Source organism: Nocardia colli (assembly GCF_008704205.1).
Taxonomy (GTDB): Bacteria; Actinomycetota; Actinomycetes; order Mycobacteriales; family Mycobacteriaceae; genus Nocardia; species Nocardia colli.
Window position 1 is genome coordinate 650,271 of record NZ_VXLC01000003.1, and the last position, 25,419, is coordinate 675,689.

At 66.9% G+C, this 25,419-nt stretch carries 27 protein-coding genes; 10 read left to right on the forward strand and 17 right to left on the reverse strand.

The annotated features are described in order from the left end of the window. Window positions 1-58: 58 nt before the first annotated feature. The 5 genes from F3087_RS09705 to F3087_RS09720 all read right to left on the reverse strand — a co-directional run bounded on the left by F3087_RS09705 (window position 59) and on the right by F3087_RS09720 (window position 3,906). Window positions 59-1,480 (reverse strand): S8 family serine peptidase, encoded by a 1,422-nt coding sequence (locus F3087_RS09705; protein ID WP_150401497.1) that lies wholly within the window; start codon window positions 1,478-1,480, stop codon window positions 59-61. 78 nt (window positions 1,481-1,558) lie between these two features. After that, window positions 1,559-2,152, reverse strand: a complete 594-nt coding sequence (locus F3087_RS09710) for a DUF308 domain-containing protein (RefSeq protein WP_150401498.1) — start codon at window positions 2,150-2,152, stop codon at window positions 1,559-1,561. A 77-nt stretch (window positions 2,153-2,229) separates the two neighbouring features. Then, window positions 2,230-2,370 carry a hypothetical protein gene (locus F3087_RS45880; RefSeq protein WP_191093875.1) on the reverse strand — a complete coding sequence of 47 codons (141 nt, stop codon included), beginning with the start codon at window positions 2,368-2,370 and terminating at the stop codon, window positions 2,230-2,232. Between the two features lie 153 nt (window positions 2,371-2,523). Continuing rightward, complete coding sequence (locus F3087_RS09715) at window positions 2,524-3,087, reverse strand: DUF4232 domain-containing protein (RefSeq protein WP_150401499.1); 564 nt, start codon at window positions 3,085-3,087, stop codon at window positions 2,524-2,526. A gap of 147 nt (window positions 3,088-3,234) precedes the next feature. Further along, window positions 3,235-3,906 (reverse strand): maltokinase N-terminal cap-like domain-containing protein, encoded by a 672-nt coding sequence (locus tag F3087_RS09720; RefSeq protein ID WP_150401500.1) that lies wholly within the window; start codon window positions 3,904-3,906, stop codon window positions 3,235-3,237. A gap of 339 nt (window positions 3,907-4,245) precedes the next feature. On the opposite strand from F3087_RS09720, the gene F3087_RS09725 reads away from it, so the two are divergent. Continuing rightward, window positions 4,246-4,575, forward strand: a complete 330-nt coding sequence (locus F3087_RS09725; RefSeq protein WP_150401501.1) for a hypothetical protein — start codon at window positions 4,246-4,248, stop codon at window positions 4,573-4,575. Window positions 4,576-5,628: 1,053 nt separating this feature from the next. Here the strand turns inward: F3087_RS09725 and F3087_RS09735 are convergent. Next, entirely contained in the window at window positions 5,629-6,555 is a 927-nt protein-coding gene (locus tag F3087_RS09735) for a coiled-coil domain-containing protein (protein ID WP_223884957.1), read from the reverse strand. 496 nt (window positions 6,556-7,051) lie between these two features. Here F3087_RS09735 and F3087_RS47410 point away from each other — a divergent pair, with 496 nt between their 5' ends. Continuing rightward, complete coding sequence (locus tag F3087_RS47410; protein ID WP_150401503.1) at window positions 7,052-7,360, forward strand: recombinase family protein; 309 nt, start codon at window positions 7,052-7,054, stop codon at window positions 7,358-7,360. Between the two features lie 39 nt (window positions 7,361-7,399). Next, complete coding sequence (locus F3087_RS09745) at window positions 7,400-8,392, forward strand: aldo/keto reductase (RefSeq protein ID WP_150401504.1); 993 nt, start codon at window positions 7,400-7,402, stop codon at window positions 8,390-8,392. 137 nt (window positions 8,393-8,529) lie between these two features. Here the strand turns inward: F3087_RS09745 and F3087_RS09750 are convergent, their stop codons facing one another. Both F3087_RS09750 and F3087_RS09755 read right to left on the reverse strand, forming a co-directional pair. Then, a complete protein-coding gene (locus F3087_RS09750) occupies window positions 8,530-9,798 on the reverse strand; it encodes an alpha/beta fold hydrolase (protein WP_150401505.1) in 1,269 nt (422 codons plus the stop codon). A gap of 61 nt (window positions 9,799-9,859) precedes the next feature. Further along, window positions 9,860-10,750: an EamA family transporter gene (locus F3087_RS09755; RefSeq protein ID WP_223884958.1), complete on the reverse strand. Its 891-nt coding sequence runs from the start codon at window positions 10,748-10,750 to the stop codon at window positions 9,860-9,862. On the opposite strand from F3087_RS09755, the gene F3087_RS09760 reads away from it, so the two are divergent. Continuing rightward, the gene (locus F3087_RS09760; RefSeq protein ID WP_223884959.1) at window positions 10,741-11,670 is read left to right on the forward strand and encodes a LysR family transcriptional regulator; all 930 of its coding nucleotides are present in this window, start codon (window positions 10,741-10,743) and stop codon (window positions 11,668-11,670) included. The genes F3087_RS09755 and F3087_RS09760 overlap by 10 nt on opposite strands. Here the strand turns inward: F3087_RS09760 and F3087_RS09765 are convergent. Then, a complete protein-coding gene (locus F3087_RS09765) occupies window positions 11,658-12,320 on the reverse strand; it encodes an FMN-dependent NADH-azoreductase (protein WP_150401506.1) in 663 nt (220 codons plus the stop codon). The genes F3087_RS09760 and F3087_RS09765 overlap by 13 nt on opposite strands. A 191-nt stretch (window positions 12,321-12,511) precedes the next feature. Between F3087_RS09765 and F3087_RS09770 the strand changes: the two genes are divergently transcribed. Beyond that, entirely contained in the window at window positions 12,512-12,880 is a 369-nt protein-coding gene (locus F3087_RS09770; RefSeq protein ID WP_223885023.1) for a winged helix-turn-helix transcriptional regulator, read from the forward strand. Between the two features lie 13 nt (window positions 12,881-12,893). On the opposite strand, the gene F3087_RS09775 is transcribed toward F3087_RS09770, so the two are convergent. After that, a complete protein-coding gene (locus F3087_RS09775) occupies window positions 12,894-13,277 on the reverse strand; it encodes a winged helix-turn-helix transcriptional regulator (protein WP_150401508.1) in 384 nt (127 codons plus the stop codon). A 101-nt stretch (window positions 13,278-13,378) separates the two neighbouring features. Between F3087_RS09775 and F3087_RS09780 the strand changes: the two genes are divergently transcribed. Together F3087_RS09780 and F3087_RS09785 are read left to right on the forward strand one after the other, a co-directional pair. Next, window positions 13,379-14,272 (forward strand): alpha/beta fold hydrolase, encoded by an 894-nt coding sequence (locus tag F3087_RS09780; RefSeq protein ID WP_150401509.1) that lies wholly within the window; start codon window positions 13,379-13,381, stop codon window positions 14,270-14,272. Between the two features lie 43 nt (window positions 14,273-14,315). Then, window positions 14,316-15,791 carry a carboxylesterase/lipase family protein gene (locus F3087_RS09785; RefSeq protein ID WP_150401510.1) on the forward strand — a complete coding sequence of 492 codons (1,476 nt, stop codon included), beginning with the start codon at window positions 14,316-14,318 and terminating at the stop codon, window positions 15,789-15,791. Here F3087_RS09785 and F3087_RS09790 read toward each other — a convergent pair. Continuing rightward, window positions 15,788-16,954, reverse strand: a complete 1,167-nt coding sequence (locus tag F3087_RS09790) for a citrate/2-methylcitrate synthase (protein WP_150401511.1) — start codon at window positions 16,952-16,954, stop codon at window positions 15,788-15,790. The genes F3087_RS09785 and F3087_RS09790 overlap by 4 nt on opposite strands. Window positions 16,955-17,041: 87 nt before the next feature. On the opposite strand from F3087_RS09790, the gene F3087_RS09795 reads away from it, so the two are divergent. Next, window positions 17,042-18,226, forward strand: a complete 1,185-nt coding sequence (locus F3087_RS09795; protein WP_150401512.1) for a citrate synthase — start codon at window positions 17,042-17,044, stop codon at window positions 18,224-18,226. A 376-nt stretch (window positions 18,227-18,602) separates the two neighbouring features. On the opposite strand, the gene F3087_RS09800 is transcribed toward F3087_RS09795, so the two are convergent. Together F3087_RS09800 and F3087_RS09805 are read right to left on the reverse strand one after the other, a co-directional pair. Beyond that, a complete protein-coding gene (locus tag F3087_RS09800) occupies window positions 18,603-19,574 on the reverse strand; it encodes an HAAS signaling domain-containing protein (RefSeq protein WP_150401513.1) in 972 nt (323 codons plus the stop codon). 9 nt (window positions 19,575-19,583) lie between these two features. Then, window positions 19,584-19,934 (reverse strand): PadR family transcriptional regulator, encoded by a 351-nt coding sequence (locus F3087_RS09805; protein ID WP_150401514.1) that lies wholly within the window; start codon window positions 19,932-19,934, stop codon window positions 19,584-19,586. Window positions 19,935-19,993: 59 nt separating this feature from the next. On the opposite strand from F3087_RS09805, the gene F3087_RS09810 reads away from it, so the two are divergent. Further along, a complete protein-coding gene (locus F3087_RS09810; protein WP_223884960.1) occupies window positions 19,994-20,410 on the forward strand; it encodes a hypothetical protein in 417 nt (138 codons plus the stop codon). A gap of 282 nt (window positions 20,411-20,692) precedes the next feature. On the opposite strand, the gene F3087_RS09815 is transcribed toward F3087_RS09810, so the two are convergent. Next, window positions 20,693-22,144 (reverse strand): amidase, encoded by a 1,452-nt coding sequence (locus F3087_RS09815; RefSeq protein WP_150401515.1) that lies wholly within the window; start codon window positions 22,142-22,144, stop codon window positions 20,693-20,695. Between the two features lie 532 nt (window positions 22,145-22,676). Here F3087_RS09815 and F3087_RS09825 point away from each other — a divergent pair. Beyond that, window positions 22,677-23,882, forward strand: coding sequence for a site-specific integrase (locus F3087_RS09825; protein ID WP_150401516.1), 1,206 nt, complete (start codon window positions 22,677-22,679; stop codon window positions 23,880-23,882). 42 nt (window positions 23,883-23,924) lie between these two features. Here F3087_RS09825 and infA read toward each other — a convergent pair whose 3' ends face one another. The 3 genes from infA to F3087_RS09840 form a co-directional block, all read right to left on the reverse strand. Continuing rightward, complete coding sequence (gene infA / locus F3087_RS09830) at window positions 23,925-24,158, reverse strand: translation initiation factor IF-1 (RefSeq protein WP_150401517.1); 234 nt, start codon at window positions 24,156-24,158, stop codon at window positions 23,925-23,927. Window positions 24,159-24,352: 194 nt separating this feature from the next. Continuing rightward, on the reverse strand, window positions 24,353-25,072 hold the full coding sequence (locus F3087_RS09835) for a DUF3592 domain-containing protein (protein ID WP_150401518.1): 720 nt from the start codon (window positions 25,070-25,072) through the stop codon (window positions 24,353-24,355). Window positions 25,073-25,164: 92 nt separating this feature from the next. After that, window positions 25,165-25,398, reverse strand: a complete 234-nt coding sequence (locus F3087_RS09840) for a hypothetical protein (RefSeq protein ID WP_150401519.1) — start codon at window positions 25,396-25,398, stop codon at window positions 25,165-25,167. Between the last annotated feature and the right edge of the window lie 21 nt (window positions 25,399-25,419).

Here is a 25,419-nt window from a genome sequence, read left to right on the forward strand (position 1 = left end):
GCGGGTACGCATCGTGTGCCAGAAGACAATCCGAGCCTGCGCAACTGCGGTCGGGCCGTCAATGTGGTGCGGCCATCGCCTTCAGATCGGGAAGGTTGCCGATGCGCTGACTTGCCGGGCGGCCCGGTGCGCTCGTCTGTGGTGATCCGGTGGCGCGCAGGCGAGCACGCACTTCGGCGGGTGTTCTGCGTTGACCGGCCGCCGTGCTGATTCCCTGATAGCCGGCGACGGCTCCGGTGACGATCGGTGAGGCGCTCGATGTTCCACTGAACATGTCGGTGTACCAGAGGTCTTCGTCGGCGCCGCCTTGCAGATCGCCGTAGCCGGTGGTGGTGACCTCGCGTCCCCACGCCTGGGTGTCGACGCGGGAGCCGAAGTTGGAGAAGGCCAGCCGGGAGCGGCCGGGTCCGTGGTCGTGACCGTGGAAGCCGGCGGGTGGTGCGCCCGCGCCGACGATGATCGCGCCGGAATCGGCCGCGCCACCGCGGAACGGGTTGCGCCACGCGGCGGGAAAGCCCGCTGGGCGAGTGTCGTAGAGAGCGGCGTCGAGATCTTCCGCGCCGTTTCCGCCGGCCTCCACCACGATGACTCCGCGCCCGACCGCGTACCGGATCGCGGCGAGATCGTCCGGCCACCATTCGATCGCGATATAACCGGCCTGGTCCGGGCGGCCCGCGTAGTTGAATCGTGGTCCGGGACGGTGCAGTTCGAGCAGGATGACATCGCCTGCACCGAGCGCGTCGGCGGCGGTCCGGATCGCGGCGGCCGATCCAGGTCCGAAGATCGAGACGGCTCGGATCAGGGCGTCGGGTGCGATGCCGGTGATGCCGAAGGCGTTCACGTCGCCGCTGATCTCGCCGGCGACCGCGGTGCCGTGATCACGCCAGCCTTGATCCGGTGACGGATCGCCGCCGATGACTCCGCCTTGATTGGCAAGCAGATCTTCGTGCGTGAACCGCCACGCGCCTTCGATGTCGATCACCCGCACGCCTTGTCCGCGTCCCCCGGGCACGGTCCAGGCCCAGCGCGCATCGACACCTTGTGGAGCGGCGTCCAGGTAACCCTGGCGCGCTTCGAAATTCGGGGTGACCGGCGGTGCGTCGGCGGCCGCGGTCTCGATGCTGCCGTCCGGGGCGATCGGTGGTTCGGCGGGCGGTTTGAGGTAGGCGCCGTCGACCGAGTCGTCGTCGCGCAGCCGCGCGGCCAGGTCAGCGAGTCCTTCGGTGACCCCACGGACGGCGAAGAACTTCAGGTACTCCGCGGCGACGGGTTCGTGGGGAGTCCCTGCGACCCGCGCGTGCAGGCGATTCGGCGGACCGAAGATGCGAGCGAGCCGGCCGCCCGCAGGCAGCAGCGCGGTCAACCGCGCCTCGGTGCCGCGACTATCGCTGAGCGCGCTCGGCGTGAGCGTGGTGTCCGGGCCGTGGGTGACCACGATCAGTTCCGCCGGCGAGCGGGGCGCGGAGTGCTGCGATGCCATCGTTCAAGTCAACCGCGTGCGCCGGCCGGGCACTGCCGTAATGAGTTACGCAACGGCCGCATATCGGCATCGCCTGCATCAGCGAACCGCACGCATGCGCGACACTCCGGGCAGATCCACCACGCCGTGCCGGACCGCGGCGACGCTCAGCACCTCCATCGTCCCGATCACGATGAGGAACAGGCCGACCACCAGCCCGAGTACGTCCACCGAATCGAACGGCAGCACGCCGATCACGATGCCGAGCACCATCGTCGCCAGCCCGAACAGCTCCTGCCGACCGGCGCCGGCCAGATTGTTCGCCCAGACCGCGACCGTGGCATGGCAGATCCCGCGCACCGACCACGCCAGCCCGATCCAGAACGACAGCAGCAGCGCCGAATTCCCACCGGCGAAACACAGCACGGCCAGCAGCATCGACACCGCACCACTGGCGAAGACGAGCACCCGCAGGGCAGGCGCGAACTTCGCACCGAACGCGATGACCATCTGCAAACCGCCGTTGAGCAGCAGGTACAGACCGAACAACAGCTCCGCGGTCGGCATCGACTTGTGTGGCCATACCGCTACGACCACACCCACGATCATTGAGCAGGCACCGGCCACCACTATCGCCTGCCGGGCATTCCCGGACAGTGGTTCCGTACGCCCTGCTAGCTCGCTTTCGGGCATAGCTACATGATATGGCCGGATCGTTCAGTTAGCCGCGTGTTTGCTTTCACTCGGTGCGGCGACCGAGCGCGGTGCGATCAGGCCGAGTCGAGCGGGAGAATCAGGGCACGGAAGGTCGTGTAGCGGGCCAGATTCTCGGTGGCGTCCGCGGCGGTGCGCCGGCCGATGTCGGACGCGAGGGCGGATCGCAGCGCGGCCATGTTGTCCCAGTCCAGCATCGGAGGGTTCGTCGTAGATCACGACGAATCGTGCCGCGGGCTCCGTGACCGTCATCCGTTCAACTCCTGTCATGAGGAATCTTCAGCGCGGTGGCACCGGCGCTGGGCCTTCTCCATGTAGACCGCGGGCGCAACCGAAAGGAATCGCGCCGCTCAAGGGTGCATGTCGGAGCCGAGTAGTGGGTGAACTTCCAACGTGCACGCGGTGATGGTCGCGGCGACGAGCTTGGGCGCGGGGGCGTCGGGTGGGGTGACGAGTAGGCGGGTGTAGGTGGGGCAAGAGTTGCCGGCGGCGTCGACGGCCATTCCCTCGACGATGGCCGACGCGGCACCGGCGGTGGGGATGTTGCTGTCGGTCACGGTGACCGGTGGCGGCGCATCGCGGTCGGGCGGGAGTCCGCCGAGGTAGCCGCGGAGGGTGTGGTCGGCGCGGATGGCGGGCCCGCCCTCGTCGGCCTCGACCTCGGGGTAGCCCGAAAGCTCGCATGCCGGAGTGCCGTTGATCAGGCCGATGGTGATCTGCACGCCGCGATGAGTCGCGCCGGGTGAGACCTCGGTCGCGCTGAGCACGAGTCGGCCGGGCGCGCAGGGGGAAATCTGCTTGCTGCCGATGCTCGGCGGAGCGTCGTCCGAGGCCGGGTCGCTCGCGCATCCGGCCGCTGCGATCACCGCGGCGCAGAGGGCGATCCGGGCGTATCGCTTGGTCTGTTTCGACATAGGAATCAGATCCTTTCGTCGTCGGAGCAAGCCATCCCCCGCGGCGCTATCCGTTCACTCCGATAAGGATATGGTCGCAGGTGACCGGGTGCGTGTCTCGTCAACCAGGTCGAACCCGCTTGCGGCCGTTCGGGTTTCGACCGTCCGCTAATCCTCGGCGTGCCCGGCGAAACTCAGGAACACTCCGCGCACCGAGGAACCGTCCAGCAGTCGCCACGGCGCGGTGACGTGACCGGCGCCGGCCCGTTCGGACTGCTCGTCACCGGGGCGCAGAATCCGGTTGATCCGGACGATCGCCGTGCTGCCCGGCACCCGCGCACCGACCATGATGTCGGTGCGTGCCGATCCGTCTTCCGCCGACACCGGCTCCGATCCCAGTGCGGGAACGGCGATTTCGGGGGTCACCACGGTGACCGATTCGTCGGTCTTCCCGCTGTCGTGCTGCGCCTGGGGCTGCGCCGTTCCATCGAGCAACGCCAGGATCTGCGCCACCACGACCGGATCGCGCGTTCCGTCGTAGAGCCAGCGCTGCCCGAGCACGCCGTGCGTCGACGTGCCGATGAGGGCGTCCTCGGCTCCGTCGAGCGGCGCGCCGCGATAGGCGAACGGCACCTGATAGGTGACCGGCTCGTCGCCGGAACTGTCGGTGACCGCCATGAATTCGATCCCGACCGCACCGTCCGGATCGTCGAGCCGGAATCCCCCGACCCGATCCAGCACCGGCCCGGTGCCGCCGCGGTACCACGACCTGGTCGGCAACCACGAAGCCAACAATTCCACCTTGGTGGGCACCATCGTCGTCTCGTGGATGACGGCCATGCTCCGAGTCCTCCTGCTTCCGCGCCGCGGCGACGCTGTGCCCCGAGTTTATGGGACCCGGATGCGCCGGCCGTACCGATTCCGTTGCCGCCGCCCTGATTTCGGATGTCCGAGAACTCCGCGATCGCCAACGTCCCGATGCTCTGCCGGGATATTCTTGATGTGGTGTTTTCGTGACGAAGCGTGTTCCCGTACAGCGACGCTTGGAGCGAGCATGGGTACCCCAACCGGAAGTGGCGCGCACACCATTTCAGTAGCCGGTGGTGATTTCTCGTTCGACCCGAGGGCTTCATCTTTCAGATGTATTCGGGCGGCGGCACTACCTTGCGGTTCGGCAACATGACCGCGCTGCCCGGCCGGTTCAGCAAGATCGACTGTCGATGGTCCGGGGTCACCGAGGTGGCGTTCACTTCGACCGCCGAAGATGTCCAGCTCGCGCTGTATGTGTGGGGTCTGCCCGCCGACGCGTCGAGAGATCTCTGGTCTGCACGAGCAGGCGGGCACCGACTAGCCGTCTTCGCCGAATCGGATCGCTCGACCTGGGTGAAAGTGGCGGCGGCGATGTCGCGATACAGCGGCGGACGGGTTGCCCTCCGGCTGCCGGGTCCGTCCGCGCCGCCGCCGAAGAAGCCGTTGTGGCGGCGCGCACGAGACTATTTGGCGGAGTAGTCGCGGGGCGATCGGGTTTGTCCTCGACGCGATGCGGCCGATTCCAGCTGCGGGCTGGGCACCGAACGACGGCTGCGGTGCAATCCGATGAAACCGACGCCTCACCGCGTCGGCCTCGACTGCGCCTTGGTCGCCGGACGGCACAGATTCACCGCCCGGCCGCCGCGCTTGATCAGCGCACCGAGCTGCGCCTCGTGGTACACGGCGACCGACTCACGGCCAGCCTGCTTGCACAAGGAGAAGGCCGTTTACATGGTCAACTCGGACCGAGGCGGTCACGTTCGGTTCGCACTGGTTCGGAATGACTTGCCGCGCTTGCGGTTACGAGTACTTGCAGAAACCTTCACCGCTGGATACGCCGACCTTGCCCTGGTCGATGTAGTTGCCCTCGAGCCACGCGGCGAGCTTCTTACCGTCCTCGCCCTTCCGGCGGTCGTGCACGCAGCCGCACGCTTTCTGATTTCCCGCACCTGGATTTGCATGCGATTTTCGGTGCGGGAAATCAAAAGGCGTGCGGCTGTCTGTGAATGTGGTCGCTCTGCGGCGGCGATCAGCGCGTTGTGCCGCTGGTGCTGGTCGCGTCAGCCGGACTGCTCACGCTCCCGTGCGATTGCTCGACACCGTGGATAGTTTGCGGACGGTCAGCGCATTGCCTCGCTGGTACTACTGGTCGGGTTGCCCGGACTGCTCACACTCCCGTGTGACCGCTCGCCACGGTGGGTGGTCGCGGGCGGTAATCGCGTTGCCTCGCTAGTGGTGTTGCGTCGTCCGGGTCGCTGCTCAGGCTCCCTTGGCGACTGCTCGTCTCCGTGGGTGGTTGGCGGGCGATCGGCGCGTCGGCTCACTGGTAGTGGTTGCGTCGGCCGGACTTGCTCACGCTCCCGTGCGACTGCCCGCCACCGTGGATAGTTCGCGGGCAAGCGCATTGTCTCGCTGGTGCTGGTTGCGCCGGACCGGAGTGCTCAGGCTCCCGTGTGGCTGCTCGCGTCTGCGGGTGGTTTGCGGGCTATCAGTGTGTTGACTCGCTGGTGCTGGTCGCGTCGGCCGGGCTGCTCAGGCTCCTGTGCGACTGCTCGCCTCCGTCGGTGGTTTGCGGCGGGCGTCGGCGAGTAGTTCGTCGAGTTGGGCTTCGGCTCGTTCGGCGCGGGCGAGGGTTTGGGTGCGGGCTTGGTCCAGGGCCTCGATGCGGTGGGCGGCTTCGGTGCGGGCCTTGTCGATGGTGGCGGCGGATTCGGCTCGGGCGGCGGCGATTTCGGCCGCGGCGGTGCGGCGGATGTCGGCGAGTTCGGTGCGGGTGGTGTCTAGTTCGGCGCGGACCCTGCGCCATTCCTCGCGGGCTTCGTTCGCGGCTTCGATTCGTTCCATCGCGGCCTGCTCGGCGCGTTCGGTGGCGCGTTCGGCGTCGGCGGCGCGTTGGACGGCGAGGTCACGTTCGGAATGGGCGGCCGCGACCTGGGCGGCGGATTCGCGTTGGGCGTGTGCGATTTCGGTGGCGACGCGTCGTTCGGCACGTTCCACCTGCTCGGCGGCTTCGGCGCGGATTCGTTCGATTTCTTCGGCGGCCTCGCGACGGGCGGTGCGGACGTCGGCCTCCGCTTCGCTGCGGGCGGCGAACACGTCGTCGGCGGCTTGCCTGGTGGCGCGTTCCATTTCGCGCAGTGCGTCGTCGCGAGTGCTGTGGGCATCGGCGACGGCGGCTTCCGCGCGTTCGGCCGCGCCGGCCGCGTCGTCGGCGGCCTCCTCGGCGAGCGCGCGGGCTTCCTCGGCTTCGCGTCGCGCCTGTTCGGCGGCGACAGTAGCCATTTCGGCTTCGGCGATCCGGCGTGCGGCATCGGCTTGAACCGCCTGGACCTGCGCTTCGGCAACGGATGGGTCGCCCAGGGTGGACAGTTCAGCGACGGCGGCGTTGAGGGTGTTGCCCAGTTGGTCTGCGAGTCCACGGAATTGGGTGAGCAGCTCATCTGCCCGGAGACGTGCCACGGTGACCGGACCCTGTGGCGTCACAGTGACAGATGCGAGGGGTACCTCTGACTCCTGTTGTTGCCGTTGCCGTTCCCGCCACGCGCGCCATCTCGTGTGGTCCGGGTGATCACAGTATTCGGACGGGCGGCCGGGTCCCCCGCCGCGCGTGATCGGTCGGGAGCAGCCCGGGTAGTTGCAGACGTTGGACACCGGAAAATCGTAGCGTTGGTTTCGTCATTAGTGACGTATTGAGACGAAACGAAATATTCCGTGTCGCAAACGGACTCATTTGCTGACGTCGATTTCTGACCGCCGATAAGTGAACATTATCGGCGGTCAGACTTGAGCAGACTTTCGCAGACTCCCCCAAAACCGTTGGATCTATTACGTTTACGTTTGGTTGTGTCAACGAAACGAAACCGCTACGTAACCCTTCGAAAACTGTGCACCCCTGTACGGCCGTACCAATTCAGGGAAAGCCTCGGATCTAACGGATTGTGGCGGCACATTCGCGATGATCGAACTCGGGCACGCACGGAAAGAAGGCCGAGTGCTCTCGAAGCTGCGGCGAGAGGCATCGCAAACCGGCAGCGCGATTGGGCGGATCCTCCTCCAGATCCTCAGAGCCATCGCCGAGTTCGAACGCGCCTTGATGTCCGAGCGCACTCACGACGAGTCGACCGCAGCCCGCGTCTACGGCCGGAAGCCCTGTGACCTGCTGCCGGAAGGCCGTTTCTCCCCCGCCCGCCGGCGGGGCCGGTTCTCCGGCTTGACTTGGAGTGCACTCCAAGTCCTAGTGTCGGAGGCGTTCGTCAGCCCTTGAGGTACCGCCCGGTCCGCCGGGCAGGAGGAGTATCCGCGCATGATCACCCGAACCACGCTCGGCTCACCCGGTCTCACCGTCAGCGCGATGGGTCTGGGGTGTATGGGGATGAGTGAAAGCTATGGTGCCGCCGACTGGGACGGCGGCCTGGCCACCATCGGCCGGGCCTTGGATCTGGGCGTCACATTCCTCGACACCGCCGACGCCTACGGCACCGGGCACAACGAGGTGCTGGTGGGCCGGGCCATCCATGGCCGCCGGGATCAGGTGCAGCTGGCCACCAAGTTCGGCATCGACCGCAGCGCCGGTGATCGGGCACGCCGCATCCGCGGTGCCCGGGACTATGTGCTGCGTTCCTGCGATGCTTCGCTGTTGCGGTTGGGCGTCGAGGTGATCGACCTGTACTACGCCCACCGCCCGCCCCAGGACGTGGAGATCGAGGAGACCGTCGGGGCGATGGCCGAGCTGGTCGAGGCGGGCAAGGTTCGCCATCTGGGTCTGTCCGAGGTCGACGGCGAGTTGCTGCGCCGGGCGCACGCGGTGCACCCGATCACCGCGGTCCAGAGTGAGTATTCGCTGTGGACCCGCGATGTCGAGGCGGTCACCCCGGTGATGGCCGAGCTGGGGGTCGGGCTGGTGCCGTACTCGCCGCTGGGGCGGGGGTTCCTGACCGGCGCCGTGGATCGTTCCACGTTGGGCGAGAAGGACTTCCGGCGCACCAACCCGCGTTTCGCCGGTGCGGCGGGCGAGGCGAACGAGAAGATCGCGCAGACCGTGCGTGAGGTGGCCGACCGGTTGGGTGCCACCCCGGCCCAGGTGGCGCTGGCGTGGGTGTATGCGCAGGCCGAGCGGCTCGGGGTGTCGGTGGCGACCATCCCGGGCACCCGCAGCCCGGCCCGGCTCGAGCAGAACGCGGCCGCGCTGGAACTCACCCTGGACGCCGAGGCGCTGTCCGCGCTGGACCCGCTGAGCCAGCAGGTGATCGGCGAGCGCTACATCCCCGCGCATACTGCTGAGGTCGCTCGGGGCTAGTCGGGGGGCTCGACGCCCAGCTCGGAGCCGTCGAGCAGATACATCAGAACTTCCGAGACAGGGAGTTGAGCATCCCGGCGGCTTCGGGCTCAGCGACGCCTTTCGTACTCAAGGGCAGTCAAAGTTGTTGCTCCGCTTCAGATCTGGCCGTGCAGCATTCGCAGCAGGTGGTCGAGGACGCGTCCGTTACTGACGCGAAGACCGTCGTGCTCGTGCTCGTTGGTCGCCCACAGCCGTAGGCCCTTGATCGTCTCAGCGGTCTGCAACGAGTAAGTGGCATCGACGTACATGTCGTCGAGATAGACGGCGGCGACCACGGGAACCTCGTTGGCGGCCAAGCGCTGAGGATCGTAGAGGTCGGGCCAGTCTTCGCGGGCGAACAGCACCTCAGCGGGCTCGCGCAGGGGCGCAAGACTCGGCTGGTCGAAGTGGCACCGGTAGGTCATCTCACCGGTGAACAGCACCGGTGAGTCCCCGGCCAACGCCCTGCGCGCATCGAACTGGGGAAACTCGCCGCGCACCCGCTCGGCCGCCCAGTTCGGCGCGCCGGTGTGGCGCTGGGCGTAGGTGAGTTCATGCATGAGCGGGTTCAGCGGCAGTTGGGCGTAGCTGAGGAAAGCCGCCGTGCGGGCGAGGAAGCTGTCGGACAATTCCGTTCCGGCCCAAGGGTCTTCGAGAAGGTAGTGCAGCACGTCCGCGCCGTCCTTCGTGCCGAGCATCAGCCCGAGCGACTGGAAGGCCTCGACGGTGAGCAACGACCGGTCCGGCATCGGCGCCGGACGCTCGATCAGGTGCGCGGCGATGCGGCGGACCGCGGCGGCGTCCTGTGGGTACCGGCGATAGAAGGCGGTGTTCTTGCGGTGCACGCGCGGATAGGTGACGCGGTAGACCTCGTCGGCGGTGACACGCAAACCGGGAAGCCCGCCGGTGATTATCGCCTCGCGCAGACCCTCGGGCGCGAACGAGAGGTAGGTGACGGCGCACATGCCGCCGAAGCTCTGGCCGAGCACCGACCACGGTTCGCCGGTCAGTTCGCGCCTGATCAGTTCGGCGTCGCGGACGATGGCGTCGGCGCGGAAATGGCTGAGGTAGTCGGCCTGCGCGGCGGGCTCGCCACGGGCCGGAAGCGTTTGCCGGGTGACCGGCGTGGAGCGGCCCGTGCCGCGCTGGTCGAGCAGTAGGACGCGGTAGTCGTCGAGCGCGCGGTCCAGCCAGGAGTCCCGGCCGACCGGACGCGGCGGCAGCATGCCGGGGCCGCCTTGCAGAAACAGCAGCCAGGGAAGCCGCTCGCGCTCGCGTCCGGCGGCGACCACCTCGCGCGCGTAGACCTCGATGTGCTCGCCTTCCGGCTGATCGTGGTCGAGGGGGACGGAGAAGAGATGATCGGTCAGCGTGACACCGGGCATTTGAAGGCTCCTTCGCGGCAGTGGAGTGATCTCGATAGGTACGTTGAGCACAATCGCGGCGTCAAGCGCGCCTCGGCTGTGTGCGGATGCTGATGGCGTTGGCCGCGATGATCGCTGCGATGCTCAGCCAGGCGATCATGTCGAGTTGCTGTCCCAGAACGAGTACGCCGACGGCTGCGGCAAAGACCGGGTTGACGCTCATGAACAATCCGAACGCCTCGGCGGGCACGCGGCGCAGCGTGAACAAGTCCGCAAGGAACGGCACTGCGGAGGACAGGATTCCGGCCGCGACAGCCGCACCGACCGCAGCGGCGGACGGCGTGTGGTGCACGGCCACGCCGGCTCCGATGGGCAGGTAGACCAAGGCGGACAACCCCGCTGCGGCGGCGGTGCCCTGTGCCCCGGGGATGCGCTGACCGATGGAACGGTTCAGCAGGATGTACGCGGCCCAGCAGGCAGCCGCGAGCAGAGCGAGCCCCATGCCGAGGTAATCGGCGGTAGGGCGCGGGCGCATCAGTGCGACGACTCCCGCCACGGCGAGTACGGCACAGCCCAGATCCACGCGTCGGCGCGAGCCGGCCAGCGCGATCGTGAGCGGACCGAGGAACTCCAGGGTCACCGCCAAGCCGAGACCGATCCGGTCGATCGCCGTATAGAGCGACAGGTTCACCACGCTGAAGACCGCCGCGAGTAGCAGCACGAGCCCCCATTGGTCCCGCGTGAACGACCGAAGACGGGGCCTGCCCACCGCGAGCAGCACCGCCGCCGCGACGTACTGCCGGATCGCGACGACGCCGACAGGGCCGAGCACCGGGAAGGCCAGCGACCCGATCGCGGCGCCGAGCTGGGTCGAAAGGCTGCTGGCGAGCATCGTGCCGACCCCGGCCATGGGTGCGCCGCTCTTCGCAGGCAGGACGGCGCGGTCTGCCGGGCGCGTGGGGTTTGTTTGCACGCATCGATCCTGCGTCGCGCGGGCCTATTCGCAAAATGCATGGCGCGCCAGCACTATACGATTTGGTTATGGATATCGAGCTGCGTCAGTTACGCTGCCTCGTCGCGATCGTGGACGAAGGCACGTTCACCGACGCCGCGATCGCGCTGGGTGTCTCGCAGGCCGCGGTCTCCCGCACTCTCGCGGCACTCGAGCAGCGCCTCGGCGTGCGGCTGCTGCGTCGTACGTCCCGCGAATCCTCGCCGACGGCGATCGGACTACGCGTCGTCGCGCACGCCCGGCGCGTACTGACCGAGGTCGACAACCTGATACTGGATGCGACATCGGGCCACGTCGAACTGCGTATCGGCCACGCCTGGTCGGCACTCGGCCGACGCACACTCACCTTTCAACAACGATGGCGGGAAGCGCACCCGGAAACGCAAATGCACCTGCTGCGCATCAACTCCCCGAGCGCCGGCCTGGCCGAGGGCACCGCGGACCTCGCGATCATCCGTCGGCCGCTGGCGGACCGCCGCTTCGAGAGCGCCATCGTCGGTCTGGAATCACGCTGGTGCGCGCTGGCCGCCTCCGACCCGCTGGCGGAGCGTCGTTCGGTGCATCTGGCCGATCTCAGCAGCCGCGTCCTGCTCGTCGACCACCGCACCGGAACGACCGGCGCGGACTTGTGGCCCGCGGAGGCGCGCCCCGAGATACAGGAGAGCCGCGACATCGACGACTGGCTCACGGTCATCGCCACCGGCCGCTGCGTGGGGGTTACCGCACAGGCCGTCGTCGACCAATATCCCCGGCCCGGCATCGTTTACCTGCCGGTGCGCGATGCCGAACCGGTCGCCGTCCGGCTGGCCTGGTGGCGCGACGACCCGCACCCGGCCGCGCGCATGGTGCTCGAGCTTCTCACCGAGCTTTACCGCACCTGACCGACGAGTTCGGCGGCCCGCCGGTCGAGGATCGCGGCCAGTTGCCGGGCCTGTTCGTGGGCGGTGGCCAGGGACTTCTCGTACAACGGGACCAACTCGGCCATCGCCGGAACGGCAGGAGCCATGGTCAATTCGGGAATCACCGAGGTCACATCGAGCCCGAGCGTGTGGGACCAGCCCAGAACCGTTTCCAACGTCGGAATCAGGTGGTCTCGCCCCTCGTTCGGAGCGCCGGGACCGTAACCGCCACCGCGGGCAGAGATCACCACGGCAGGACGGCCGGCGGTAGGGGCGCCCTGAGTGAATCCGAGGGTGCGCCCCTCGATCATGATCTGGTCCAGCCAGGCTTTGAATACCGACGGCATCGTGAGGTTGTACATCGGGACGGTGAACAGGTAGGCGTCGGCGCGGAGGAACTCGGCGATGAGTTCGTCCTGGATCCGGGCGGCCGCGGCCTGCTCAGGGGTGTGCTGGGCCGGGTCGGTCATCCGGGCGGTGATGCCCGCCGCGCTGAGGTGGGGCACAGGCGAGGCCGCCAGGTCGCGATGGACGACCGGGCCCTGCCATGCGGCGCGGAAGGAGCCGGCGACTTGGCGGGAGACAGAGGCCTCGCCGAGCGAGGAGGCGTCGATGTGCAAGAGGTACGACATGGCGTTCAGCCTTTCCAGAAGGGAGTCCCGACGATCGGCTGCGCTGGCGCGAAATCAACAGGCACCCTTCAATTCATACGATTTGTGCGTAGCCACATGATGGATCAGAATCGGAAGCGGTACAAAAGGCACACCGGTGTGTGTGACGGAGAGGAATGTGCGCCATGGAGGTCACAGCACGATCGGACGCGATGGCCGGCCGCGGCCCGTGTGCCGGTATCCCCGCCGAGCAGATGCAGTTCATCCGGCAAGTCCTCGACCGCATCGGCGACAAATGGAGTCTGCTCGTGATCGCGGTCCTGGAAGCGGGACCGTTGCGCTACACCGACCTGCAACGCGAGATCCCCGGCATCTCCCAGCGCATGCTCACCCTCACCCTGCGCCAGCTCCAGCAGGACGGCCTGCTCGACCGCGCCGCCTACGCCGAGGTACCCCCGCGCGTCGAGTACTCCCTCACCCCACTCGGCTTAGGCCTGCGCCAGATCGTCAACTCCCTGATCGCCTGGGCCGCCGAGCACCACAACGAGATTCGCGAAAACCGAGACCGCGCCGCCTCCTGACACCCGGACTCGGTCAGGCGTGATCCGCAGAGTTTGCGGCATCGATCTCGGCCATGTGCTCCTCCGCCCACGCCCGCAGCGCGGCCAGCGGATTTTCCAGGGAGAGACCGAGATCGGTGAGGCGATAGTGCACGCGCGGCGGGACCGTGGGTTCGACGCGGCGGGCGACCAGGCCGTCGCGGGTCAGGCTTTGCAGAGTCACCGACAGCATCTTCTGTGAGACGCCGGGCATCCGGCGCTGCAGTTCGGCGAAGCGGACCTCGCCGGGTGCGGCCTCGGCAAGCAGTTTCACCACCATGGACACCCATTTGGTGCCGAGCCGGTCGAGCAGCTGCCGGGTCGGGCAGGCCGCAGAGAACAGATCGCCACGCTTGCCCGTGCTGGGCGGGGTAGTCACCTGGAGCTCACCACCTGTCTCGAAAGTGCTGTCTTGGCAGGCTACCCCAGGTTACCTACGGTCAGCTAGAAACCATCGGTAACCACATCGCGGAGGATCCCATGTCTGACGAACTGCCCGACCTCACCGTGCGGACAGTGGCAACCAACGGCATCGAAGCGAACGTGGCGATCGCCGGCACCGGACCGGCAGTCCTTCTGCTGCACGGCTTTCCCCACACCTGGCAGCTGTGGTCCGAGGTGATAGGCCCACTCGCGCAACGACATCGGGTGATCGCGCCAGACCTGCGCGGACTCGGCGCCAGCACGCGAGCACCGGACGGCTACGACGCGGGCACGCTTGCCGCCGACGCCGAGGGACTTCTCGACGCCCTAGGCGAAACCAGCGCGTCGGTAGTCGCGATCGATGCCGGCGCTCCCCCGGCGTTCCTGCTAGCGATGCGGCGGCCCGAACGCGTCGACCGTTTGGTGCTCATGGAATCGCTGCTGGGCACACTGCCCGGTGCCGAAACCTTCCTTGCCGCTGGACCGCCTTGGTGGTTCGGTTTTCACGCGGTGCCTGGTCTTGCCGAAAAGGTCCTTGCCGGAAACGAATCCGACTACCTCGACTGGTTTCTGGCGACCGGCACCCAGGGCCGCGGCATACCCACGGAGATCCGTGAGGCCTTCGCCGCCGCCTACACCGGCACCGATTCCTTGCGGTGCGCCTTCTCCTACTACCGCGCGATGCCCACCAGCGCTGAGCAGATCCGGCAGGCAGTCGACAACGCCCGGCTCACCGTACCGACCATGGCCATCGGGTCTCACCCGGTCGGCACCGCGCTCGAAAACCAACTCCGCCCCATCACCGACACATTGACCGGACACTTGATCGAGGACTGTGGGCACATCATCCCACTCGACCGCCCCGCGACCCTGATGCCTTTGCTTGCCGACTTTCTCGATCGTCCCGCACGAGCAGATTTCGCTGGTGAGACGCGCACCGGCAACGGATGATCAGACCTTCGCTCCACGCAACCGACGGAAAGCAGGCTCCCGAGTGAATACCGACGTTGACATCCGCACTGCTGCCGGAGTCGTGCGTGGTCGATGGGAGGGTGGCGTCGCGGTTTTTCGTGGTATCCCCTACGCCGAGTCGCCGGTCGGCGCGCAGCGTTTTGCCGCGCCCGTTGCGGCGCCGTCGTGGGCGGGCGTGTGGGCCGCGCTGAAGTTCGGTCCATCGGTGTCCCAGCCCGGTAGGCCGTGGTCCGGCGACGCCGGAAACTGCTTGACGGTCAACGTCTGGTCGCCGGATGTCGGTGCCGTCGGTCTACCGGTAATGGTGTGGATCCACGGAGGCAGGTACCTGGAAGGGACTTCGAGCAACCCGCACCAGGACGGCGCGCTGCTCGCGGGTTCCGGTGTGGTCGTGGTCAGCATGAACTATCGCGTCGGGGTCGAAGGGTTCGCCTATATCGCCGGGGCGCCGAACAATCGGGGCATCCTCGACCAGATCGCCGCGTTGCGCTGGGTGCAGGACAACGTTGCCGCGTTCGGCGGCGATCCGGGCAATGTCACCGTGTTCGGTCAGTCCGCCGGTGCTGGTTGTATCGCGGCGCTGCTCACTATGCCGTTGGCAGCCGGGTTGTTTCGGCGTGCGATAGCCCAAAGTGTCCCCGGCACTTACTTTTCCGAAGAACTCGCCGCCGCCATTTCGGCCACGATCGCCGAGCAGATCGGTGTGCAGGCCACCGCCGGTGACCTAGCAAGCATCTCAGCACGTGCACTGATCGACGCAACGGACGCGGCGTCGAAGAAGATGCTGGAGCACGTCGAATCATGGGGCCCGACTGCGCTCACTCCGACACCGTTTTCCCCTGTTGTCGATGGTGAGGTCCTCCCGTCTGCGCCGTGGCGCGCCCTCGCCGACGGTGCCGCCCGGAACATAGACCTGCTCGTCGGGCACACCCGAGACGAATACCGACTGTTCAATCCGCTGTTCGGCACCGAGGTCACCGATGCGCAGCTGACGCAAACGCTGGATCTTTTCGCGCCCGCCTCGAACAGCAACGGCGGTTACCGCGCTCTCTACCCCGAGGCCACGCCGGGCGCGCTGTACGAACTCGTCCACTGCGACTGGCTGTTCCGGATGCCGAGCCTGCATCTCGCCGACACCCACCACGCAGGCGGCGGCCGAACCTGGAACTACGAACTGTGCTGGAGCTACAACCCGGATCAGGGCGCCTCGCACAGTCTCGACGTGCTGCTCGTGTTCGGCACGCTGAGCCTCGACGACGTCCGCAACCATCCCTCCGCTGAACCGGACGCCGCCGAACAAGCTATCCGGGTCGGCGACCACATGCGTTCCGACTGGCTGAATTTCGCGACCACAGGCAACCCCGGCTGGCCACCGTACGATCCGGACACCCGATCCACCCGCGTCTACGCCGCCGAGCCGACCACGCAGCCCTACCCCGAGGAACGTTCACACCAGATCTGGTCCACCCACCTGTTCGACGTCCTCGACCTGCTCTAGCAGCGCGACGGCACCGGTTCCGGAGCGCGCGGACCGACGTACCGCGCGGCCGGCCGGATAACCTTCGAGTTCTCGGCTTGCTCGAGCACGTTGGCCGTCCACCCGACAACGCGGCTCGTGGCGAAGGTCGGCGTGAACATGGAGCGAGGAATCCCGCAGAGCTCCATGACAACTCCGGCGTAGAACTCGACATTGGCGTACAGATCGCGCCCAGGTTTGAGCTCGGCGAGCAGCTCCGTGACTCGTCGTTCCACGGTCGTCGCGAACTCCACGAGATCACCGCCGAGTTCGACACCGATGTCGCGCAACAGAACTGAGCGCGGATCCGCGGTGCGATACACGGCGTGACCGAAGCCCATGACCCGGTCGCCGTTGATGATTTTGCCGCGCACCCAGCCGTCGATGCGATCGGGACTGCCGATCTCGTCCAACCCGTCGAGCGCACGGTCCGGGGCACCGCCGTGCAGTGGACCCGTGAACGCGCCGATCGCCGCGACGACCGCCGAGACGACGTCGGCTCCCGTCGACGCCACCACTCGCGCGGTGAAGGTGGACGCATTGAACCCGTGATCGATCGTCGCGATCAAGTACTGCTCGATCGCCCGGACAGCCTGTGGGCGCGGCGATTCTCCGGTCAGCATGTACAGCCAGTTCGCGGCTGTCGACAGATCCGCCCGCGGAGCGACCGGTTCCAGACCGCGGTCGAGCCGATGCAGCGCGGCCAGGATCGTCGGCGTCACCGCGCAGATCAGCAGCGCGTCGGCTTTGCGTGCCGCGGGATCCTCATCCCACACCGGCCGCAGATCGCGCACTCCGGCCAACATCGACAGCGCGGTCCGCAATCCGACCATCGGCCGGAACGGATCGGCACTCGCCATCGCCGGCAAAACCGGAAGCAGCTCCGCCGGAAGGGTTCGCGCTCGCGCCACCTCGGCCGTGAACGCGCTCAACTCCGCCCGGTCGGGCAGATGCCCCTCGAACAGCAGAAACCACACCTCCTCGAACGTGCACCCCGTCGCCAACTCGATCGCCGAGTACTGGCGGTAGTGGTAGAAGCCTTCCTGCCCGCGCACATCGCTCAGCCGGGTCTCGGCCGCCACCACATTGCGCAGTCCCGCGGGTACGTCGATCAGCTCGTCGAGTTCGACACCGTTGATAGTCATCGTTCAGACCTCCTTGACTGAACTGTGCGATCACGCTCAACTAGAGTCAATATTGATCAAGTCAATATGAGACCGGAAAGGCAGGTCATGGACAAGAAAGGTGACGCACGCCACCTGACCACCGCCGAGGTGGCGAGCCGGCTCGAGATCAAGCCCGAAACCGTCTACGCCTACGTCAGCCGCGGACTGCTCACCAAGATCCCGGCGCCCGGCCGCCGCGGCAGCCTGTTCCGCGAGGACGAGGTGGCGCGGCTCGCGCAGGGCCGACGGCACGGCGGTGATCGCCGGGCGACGATGGAAGACATCGCCAGCACGATCTCGCGCATCGAGGACGACCAGCTGTACTACCGCGGGCGCAACGTCGCGGATCTGGTGACGACACATCCGGTCGAATCGGTGGCCAACCTGCTCTGGACCGGCGAACTAGCCTCCCCACCAGAACAATTCACCGCTCCGGCCGAGATCCTGAGCACCTGCCGCGCCGCCGTCGCAGCCCTGCCCGACAGCACTCGGCTGACCGACCGGATGCGCGTCGCGGTGACCGTCGCCAGCGCCGGCGATCAACTCCGCTTCGACCTGTCACCCCAGGGCGTGCTGCGAACCGCCCGAATCCTGCTCGCCGTCGAGGTCGACTCTCTCAGCGCGCCGCATCACAATTCCGGAACCCTCGCCCACCGCCTGGGCCTCAGCCTCACCGACCTCCCCGTCCCCACCGACCTCCTCGACTCGGCCCTGACTCTGCTCGCCGACCACGGCCTCGCCATCTCCACCGTCGCCGCCCGAGTGGCCGCCAGCGCCCGTGTCCACCCCTACGGCATCATCTCCGCCGGTCTCGGCGCCCTCGACAGCCAATACCACGGCGCCGCAAGCACAGTCGCCTACCGCTTCCTCGCCGAAGCCATCACCGACCCCCTCGCCGCCGCCTCCGACCGCCTGCGCCTCGGCGGCCGCCTCCCCGGCTTCGGCCACCTCGTCTACCGAACCAGCGACCCCCGAGCCGACCTCCTCCTCACCATGCTCCGCACCGTCCCCGCCGCCCAACCAGCCCTCACCGCCATCGACACCATCACCACCCCCCTGGGCGCCCCGCACACCGCCATCCCCAACATCGACCTCGCCCTGGCCGTCCTCATGCACGCCTACCGCATGCGCCCCGACGCCGGCGAAGCCATCTTCGCCCTCGCCCGCACCATCGGCTGGACCGCCCACACCCTCGAGGAATACACCGAACCCCCAATGCGCTTCCGCCCCAACCGAACCCCCACCCTCTGAATACGGTCCCGTCGGGCTGTTCGCGAGTTCGGGGGCAGTCGCCCGACATCCGACGCCGATGACTGAACACCGTCTCCCTCGATCGGGTGGTGCACTACCTTCGCGCCAGAAATATCCCATGCTCGACGCCGATGTCGGGTCCTGGTAATAATTGCCGAAAATCGGGCGGATAGGGCGTAGGCGCTGGTTGAGCTGTCCGGTCTTGTTGGACCCATCGGATATCAGCCGCTGCGGGTCCGAGACACCCTCTTCTGATCGAGTGTCAATGTCGGACAATCCGTTTGACGACGAGAACGGACGCTTCTACGCACTCATGAACGACTCACCCGCCTGGCTGGCCCGCGACCGCAGGCCACCCCGGGCTGAGTTCTCGAGCTCAGGGGTGGCGCGCGTCGCGGAAACGTCGGAACACCTCGTGTCCGCTGGACAGCAGGACGACAGCGCCTGTCAGGGTGTAGAAGGCGTCCGGGGTGTGCAGCGAGCCGTTGAAGTCGTCCAGGACGATCGGGTCGAACAGCATGTGCCGGTAGAGGATCCAGGCCAGCGGCAGGGCGAACAGCGCGTGCCCGAGCGCGTACCAACCCGCCCGCAGGGGCGTCCAGTTGCCGGCCGCGACTCGGATCAGGTCCAGAGCCACGAGCATGCCCAGGCCGATCACCACTGGCCAGATCCACCCGTTCCACAGCGAGGGCTCGAGCACCTCCATGCGCCGGATGCTCCCGTCCGCGCTGTGAAACCGGTAGGGCATGGCGATGTGCTGCCAGACGATCACGCCGAGCAGCAGCGCCGACCACATCGCCGAGCCGAACGCGAAGTAGCCGCTCCGATCCGTCTGGTGCGGGTCGGGCACTTCGTCCGGCAGGTCCTCGGGCGTCCAGGTGCCACCGCCGACGACCGTCTCATTGCGGTACCGGGTGCGCTGGGCCACCGCGAACGCCACCGTGGGCCAGGCGATCATCTGGGCGGCAGCGGTCACCGTCACCATGACCGCGGTGAGCACCAGCTGGCGGAGACTTTTGCCGTCCACCACGTCCAGGGCGACGAACAGGACCACCACCAGCGGCAGAACCGTCGTCAGCAGGAGCTTCATCAACCGCAGGTAGGGCGGGTAGAGCTCGGGGCCGATCAGCACGAGCGGCCGGTCCGCGAAACGCAAGGCGAGCGGGACCGGGTCGCCCATCTCGACGAGCACCTCGCGCTCGGCTGTGCTCGGGTCGGACGCGCCGCGTGCCTCGACCATGTCGGCGATGGTGGCACGCAGCTCCTCGGCGATGTCGCCGCGCTGCTCGGCCGGAAGCCGGCGGATGACCTCATGCACGTAACGCTCCGTCAGCGAGCTTTTACTCATCAATTCCCCCTAGATCAGTCGCGAGATCGAGGCGACCAGGGCCTGCCATTCCGACGTCAGCCCCTCACGTACCCGCGAGCCCTCGGAGTTCACCCGGTAGAACTTCCGAGGCCGCGAATCATCGACGTTCCACTCGCTGGTCAGCAGGCCCTGCTTGTCCAGACGGCGCAGCAAGGGATACAGAGTGTTGCCCTCGACCGGAATGCCCGCCTCATTGAGCGTTTCCAGCAGCGCGTAGCCGTACTGCGGCTCCTCCAGCAGCACCAGGCAGGCCAGCACGACCGTGCCACGGCGCAACTCCTGGGCCTGATTGAGGATCAGCTCTTCCGGGCTCACACCGAACACAATACTGTGTGCCATACATTATTGTCGAGCGACAGTTCCCGGAACATGCCCCGGATAACGGCCTATTATCTGGGGTGACATCGGAACCGTCCTGCGGCGAATCCGCCGCGGCACAGCACGAAGCCGCCCCGTTATCCGGGGTAAGCCGGAAAGGCGGGCACGATGGCCGCAAGCCGACCCGGGCCCGGCAAATACCTCGCCGACTGCCACACCTGTCCCGCACCGGACTCGCACGGCTGTCCTACGACCAAGCACGCGACCTGCTCGATATCGCCTCCGCCGAGCACGGGCCGGGCACCGGCTGGGACTTGCACGAACTCCGGCACTCAGGACTGACCCACCTCGGCGAATCCGGCGCGAGCCTGCTTGAGCTGATGGCCAAGTCCCGCCACCGGAAGGCCGAGAACCTGCGCCGCGACTTCAAACCGTCTCCACAGGCCATGCGCGAGCTGACGAGCCTCATCGGCCCTGGAGCCTCCCACACTCACTGACCAGCATTTACGCCATATCCGCCCGATTTTCGACGATTACGACCGGGACCCCATGTCGCCCGGCTCTCGGCTGTCATCCGGGACCACATCGGCGTCGATTGGCACTGCCCCGCCGCTTGGCCCGACTGGGTGGGAATCACCGACCGCTGCCCGACAGTTGGCCACGGCCTTGGCCGCTATCGAGGGTGCGGGTGTACCGGTCAGCGTCTCGACCGCTCTCAGTGCGACGAACTGTGTTTGTTCGGCATCGACGCCTCGTCCCCGTGGAGTCCCGACTGGAACCTATTGCGGTGCCTGGAAGCCGCCGATCTTCTGTTCCAGCAACTCGGCCAGGCGCAGTGGGGTGCGGTCTTCGAACATCGGGCCGATGAGTTGCACGCCGACCGGCAGACCTTCCGGGGATGGACCGGTTGGGATGGCGGTGGCAGGCAGGCCGGGCATGGTGGCCGCGCCTGCCCAGACGAGCTGGTCGAAGTACGGGTAGTCGACGCCGTCGATGTCGATGAGCCGGTCTTCGAGAGCTCCGTTCTGGTTGTGCGGGAAGGCGGGAGTGGGCGTGATGGGGCAGACCACGGCGTCGAATTCGGCGAAGAGTTGCCGCCAGCCGTGGCGGTGGAGTTCGCGGCGGTTGTTCGTTTCGACCCATTCGCGGTGGCTGAGCACGATGGCGCGCTGCCGCGTCGCGTCGAGACTCTGATCCTCTGCGCTCAGGGCGGCGGCCTGGATGCGCACCTGTTCGTATACGTCGAGGGGAAGACTTGCCGCGGCGGTCGACAGCATCAGCAGCATGTAGAGCTTCGCGGCCTCGGCGAGATCCGGCAGCAGCGGACTGTGCCGTTCGACGCGGGCGCCCTCGTTTACGAGTGCCTCGGCGACCCGGTTCACCCCCGCCCGCACCGCTGATCCGGTCGGAATGAGTGGATGGTCCTCGATGATCAGGACACGGAAGTCCGACAGCCGCTCGTGCCGTGCGGGCGGCAATGCCAGGTTGTAGGCGACGCCGTGGTTCAGCGGGTCCGGTCCGGCCATCACGTCCAGCAGGAGGGTGAGGTCGCGGGCGGTGCGGGCCATCGGGCCGACGACGGCGAGATCGTGTTCGGTCGGCAAGGCGGGTGCGGGCGGCGCGACCATGCCGCGGGGCGACGCCAGGCCGAGGGTCGGCTTGTGCGCGTAGATACCGCAGAAATGCGCGGGCGTGCGCAGCGAACCGGCGAGGTCGGAGCCGATGGACAACGCACCGAATCCAGCCGCCAGCGCCGCCGCCGAACCGCCGGAGGATCCACCCGAAGTGCGCTCATGATTCCACGGATTATTAGTGGTCCCATAGATCTCGTTGTAGCTCTGGATATCTCGCAGTGTCGCCGGCACGTTGGTCTTTCCCAGCAGCACCGCACCGGCCGCCTTCAATCGCGCGACCTGTACCGCGTCCTCACCCGGCACATAGTCCTTGAACTGCGGCATGCCCCAGGTCGTAGGCAGCCCGGCCATGTCGTAGGACTCCTTGACCGTCACCGGAATACCCAGCAGCGGGCCGTCCTCGCCGCGCGCACGCGCCTGGTCGGCACGGCGTGCGGCGGCCCGCGCATTATCGAAGTCCGGAACACAGATCGCGTTGATCACCTTGTTCTCACGCTCGATCCGAGCAATTACCTCATCGGTGAGTTCCACCGAGGTCACGTCACCAGCACGCAATGCGGCCGCAAGTTCTTCCGCCGACTGAAAGTTCCTATCCATGAATTGGAAGCTATTAGCCCACCGGAGGAGACATAAAATACCGCTTCGCACAACGGGGGAAGTCGAACGGGCCACCTGCACCAGTTGAATCAGCCGAAACTTCGCCATCGAGAACATCCCACCGCAGGTCAGAGCGTCGGCAGTGAGCGAACTCGACCGTCACGGGGCATGAAAAGCCGCCTCGTACAACGGGATAGATGTCTCAATATCGGCGACAAATCCACAGCGCAGATTCCGCAAACTGGTAGGCATGAGCGACCTCGTCAAAATATGGTGTCTGCGGCATGCAGAGTCGGAGAACGTCAAAGCGGGTGTGGCCGGAGCTGTCCCGTCAGCGGCACTCACCGCACGCGGCCATCGCGAAGCAGTGGCCGCTGCCCAGGTTCTGAGGCGTAGCCCGAGATATCGACTACAGCACCGACGGCTCGGGTATTCCGCGGGCGACGCCGACGCGCGCGAGAACTGTCGATGCGGCGAATTGGGCTGGGGCAGCAGGACAATGGGGGGTGGTCTAGGGATAGGGAGTTGATCGATGGACGAGCGCGCCGCTGTGGTCGCGATGCCGGAGTCGGTGCGGACCGAGTTGCGGCGTGGGGTGCGGAGCGTGCTGGTGGACGCGGCGGCGCTGCGGCTGGTGCGGGAGCGGTTCGATGATAATCAGGCGGGGTCGTTGCGCCGGTATCTCGAGGCTTCGCAGTCGGCGAATACGTTGCGTGCGTATCGGACCGATTGGATTGCGTGGTCGGCGTGGTGTTTGGCGGAGAGTCGGCAGGCGATGCCGGCCGATCCGCTCGATGTCGCCGTTTATCTGGCTGCGGCGGCCGATGCGCGGCGCGACACTGGCGAGTGGGCGTTCAGTGCGGCGACGCTCGAACGGAAGTCGGCTGCGATCGCTGCGGTGCATGCGGCGAACGGACTGCCTTCGCCTACTCGATCCGACGTTGTCCGGCTTACGCTGCGCGGCATCCGACGCACGCGGCGTACACAGCCGAAACGTAAACGGCCCGTGCTGTTGCACACCCTCGACCAACTGCTGGCAGGGCTACCCGAACCCGGCTGGCCGACCGAACCTGCTCGGCGCCGCGATGCGCTCGTGCTGTTGATCGGGTTCGCAGGGGCGCTGCGGCGCAGCGAGCTCGCCGGGCTGCGGATCGCGGATGTGGAGGTTCAACTCGATCACGCGACCGGTGAACCGGTGCTGCTGGTGCGGTTGCCGTCGACCAAGACCGACCCGACCGGTGTCGCCGAACAGCGTGTCGCGTTGCCGCGCGGTCAACGCCCACGCACCTGCCCGGTCTGCGCCTTCGCCGACTGGGTCCGGCTGCTCGAAATACACACTGCCGCAGGCACATCGGGCCTACGCACTTGGCTGACTGAGGACATCACCGATCCGGAGATCCACCGGTGTCACGGTTTCACCGGAACGGCCTTGGCCGAGCAACCGGACCTGCCCTTGTGCCCCACCATAAATCGTCACGGTACGGTCGGCGGCACCCCGATGTCCGGTCGCGCGGTCGCCGAACTCGTCAAACGCTATGCCGCGCGCGCCGGCCTCGACCCGGACCTGTTCTCCGGGCACTCCCTGCGTGCGGGGTTCGCCACCCAGGCCGCCCTCGGTGGGGCGAGTGACCGCGAGATCATGCGCCAAGGCCGTTGGTCCAACCCGCGCACGGTGCACGGCTACATCCGCACCGCGAATCCGTTGGAAGACAACGCGGTCACCAAACTGGGGTTGTGACGGTTGGGCGGGTCCCGCGAACCCGCCCAACCGCACCGGACGCTATGTCCGGTACCGGAACAGGATCCGGCCGCGGGTCAGGTCGTAGGGACTGATTTCGACCAGCACCCGGTCCTGCGGCAATATCTTGATGTAGTTCTTGCGGATCTTGCCGCTGATATGTGCGAGCACGGTGTGCCCGTTCGGTAGCTCGACGGTGAAGGTGGCGTTGCGCAGGCACTCCACCACCGTGCCCTCGACTTCGATTCCCTTGCTGTGTTTTCCGGCAGTCGTCATCGCTTGTCGCCTTTCGGGTTTGCCCAGCGTTATGGGCGCTCCCGGCGACGGCTACTTCGTTCGCCCAACCATGACGGCGAGCGGGAGGCCCCATGTCGAAACTGTGTTCACGGGTCTCACCTCCTCGGCTGATGTCACGGTCCCGAGGAGGGTATCAACGCGAATATTCTCCGGGCCACTGATTTTCGCCGGATTCACCGGGTTCTGATGATGCGGCTGACTCCGTTGTCGAACTCGACCACGATCCGCGCGATGTCGCCGGGGTCTTCGGGATCGAACCACACGACAACTTCGTCATCGATGCCGATCGGGTTGGCGGGCACCTGGAATGCGGTGGGTGTCAGCCATCGGCGCGTGCCGGCGTTGTCGGTGAATTCCACGGTCAGGCGAGCCATCTTCGGGTTGGATGTCGCCGCGAACTCTTGCAGCCCTGTGGAAGTCACCAAACCGAGGGTGCGCACCGACCGTGCTCGCAAACTCGCCGACGCACCCCGCTGCCGCCACCGGTGCAGGTAGCCGAACGCCGCGAGTCCAACCAGGAACAGTGCGAACACCAGCAATCCATTGCCGACGAGCCGAGCAATCCCTGTGTCGCCGGTCAGATACGGCACGACACCGGCAACTCCAGACCCAGCGGCTAGATACTCCACTGGACCGACCCAGGTCCGCGCGACCTCCGCGACGACCGTTTTCGTCCGCCACGCCGAGACAACGATCAGCCCGATCATCGCAACCCACAACGAGGGAATCAGCGCCAGCAACCACAGTGGTTGACTCTCGATCCGCGGCGCCGACACGGACAACAAAGCCCCCGCAACAACCCCGCACACCAGGAAAACCACCTGCTTGACCCTGGACGGTCCATCCCGCCGGATACGCCCCTCGACGCGAGAACGCGGCGGCACAGTACTCATCCGCCGAGACTACCGACCGCCCCTGGTGAATAACGCACGCACGCAACGGCCGCCGAATTACCAGCGACCGTTGCGCCGTGCATCGACCGGGGTTAGGCGTTAGGCGTAAACAGATCGTCGGCAGTGTCAGCGAGCATCGCACGACGGTGCCAGGTCTCGAGCTGGTCCACATCGTGGCAGCCCGAGATCCGCTCACGAATCTCGTCGCTGACGGCAATGCCGCGGATATCGAGGACGTCCAGGACCATGCGGGCTACTCCCGCCACCTCACCTTCCGCCACATACTTCCGAGCGAAGTCGCTCTGGTACTCGTATCCCGTCGTCATCAGCTCCTCCAGGTGGCGTTT

Bases quoted from the DNA above. Each gene is read 5' to 3' on its own strand.
- F3087_RS09835 (WP_150401518.1), bottom strand. From the start codon at position 25,072: ATGAGTACTGTGCCGCCGCGTTCTCGCGTCGAGGGGCGTATCCGGCGG.
- F3087_RS09815 (WP_150401515.1), bottom strand. From the start codon at position 22,144: ATGGATAGGAACTTTCAGTCGGCGGAAGAACTTGCGGCCGCATTGCGT.
- F3087_RS09805 (WP_150401514.1), bottom strand. From the start codon at position 19,934: ATGGCACACAGTATTGTGTTCGGTGTGAGCCCGGAAGAGCTGATCCTC.
- F3087_RS09715 (WP_150401499.1), bottom strand. From the start codon at position 3,087: ATGTCGAAACAGACCAAGCGATACGCCCGGATCGCCCTCTGCGCCGCG.
- infA (WP_150401517.1), bottom strand. From the start codon at position 24,158: ATGACGACTGCCGGAAAACACAGCAAGGGAATCGAAGTCGAGGGCACG.
- F3087_RS09840 (WP_150401519.1), bottom strand. From the start codon at position 25,398: ATGACGACGGGATACGAGTACCAGAGCGACTTCGCTCGGAAGTATGTG.
- F3087_RS47410 (WP_150401503.1), top strand. From the start codon at position 7,052: ATGATCGAACTCGGGCACGCACGGAAAGAAGGCCGAGTGCTCTCGAAG.
- F3087_RS09795 (WP_150401512.1), top strand. From the start codon at position 17,042: ATGGACAAGAAAGGTGACGCACGCCACCTGACCACCGCCGAGGTGGCG.
- F3087_RS09710 (WP_150401498.1), bottom strand. From the start codon at position 2,152: ATGCCCGAAAGCGAGCTAGCAGGGCGTACGGAACCACTGTCCGGGAAT.
- F3087_RS09705 (WP_150401497.1), bottom strand. From the start codon at position 1,480: ATGGCATCGCAGCACTCCGCGCCCCGCTCGCCGGCGGAACTGATCGTG.
- F3087_RS45880 (WP_191093875.1), bottom strand. From the start codon at position 2,370: ATGCTGGACTGGGACAACATGGCCGCGCTGCGATCCGCCCTCGCGTCC.
- F3087_RS09790 (WP_150401511.1), bottom strand. From the start codon at position 16,954: ATGACTATCAACGGTGTCGAACTCGACGAGCTGATCGACGTACCCGCG.
- F3087_RS09720 (WP_150401500.1), bottom strand. From the start codon at position 3,906: ATGGCCGTCATCCACGAGACGACGATGGTGCCCACCAAGGTGGAATTG.
- F3087_RS09800 (WP_150401513.1), bottom strand. From the start codon at position 19,574: ATGAGTAAAAGCTCGCTGACGGAGCGTTACGTGCATGAGGTCATCCGC.
- F3087_RS09745 (WP_150401504.1), top strand. From the start codon at position 7,400: ATGATCACCCGAACCACGCTCGGCTCACCCGGTCTCACCGTCAGCGCG.
- F3087_RS09750 (WP_150401505.1), bottom strand. From the start codon at position 9,798: ATGCCCGGTGTCACGCTGACCGATCATCTCTTCTCCGTCCCCCTCGAC.
- F3087_RS09825 (WP_150401516.1), top strand. From the start codon at position 22,677: ATGGACGAGCGCGCCGCTGTGGTCGCGATGCCGGAGTCGGTGCGGACC.
- F3087_RS09770 (WP_223885023.1), top strand. From the start codon at position 12,512: ATGGCCGGCCGCGGCCCGTGTGCCGGTATCCCCGCCGAGCAGATGCAG.
- F3087_RS09765 (WP_150401506.1), bottom strand. From the start codon at position 12,320: ATGTCGTACCTCTTGCACATCGACGCCTCCTCGCTCGGCGAGGCCTCT.
- F3087_RS09725 (WP_150401501.1), top strand. From the start codon at position 4,246: ATGACCGCGCTGCCCGGCCGGTTCAGCAAGATCGACTGTCGATGGTCC.
- F3087_RS09780 (WP_150401509.1), top strand. From the start codon at position 13,379: ATGTCTGACGAACTGCCCGACCTCACCGTGCGGACAGTGGCAACCAAC.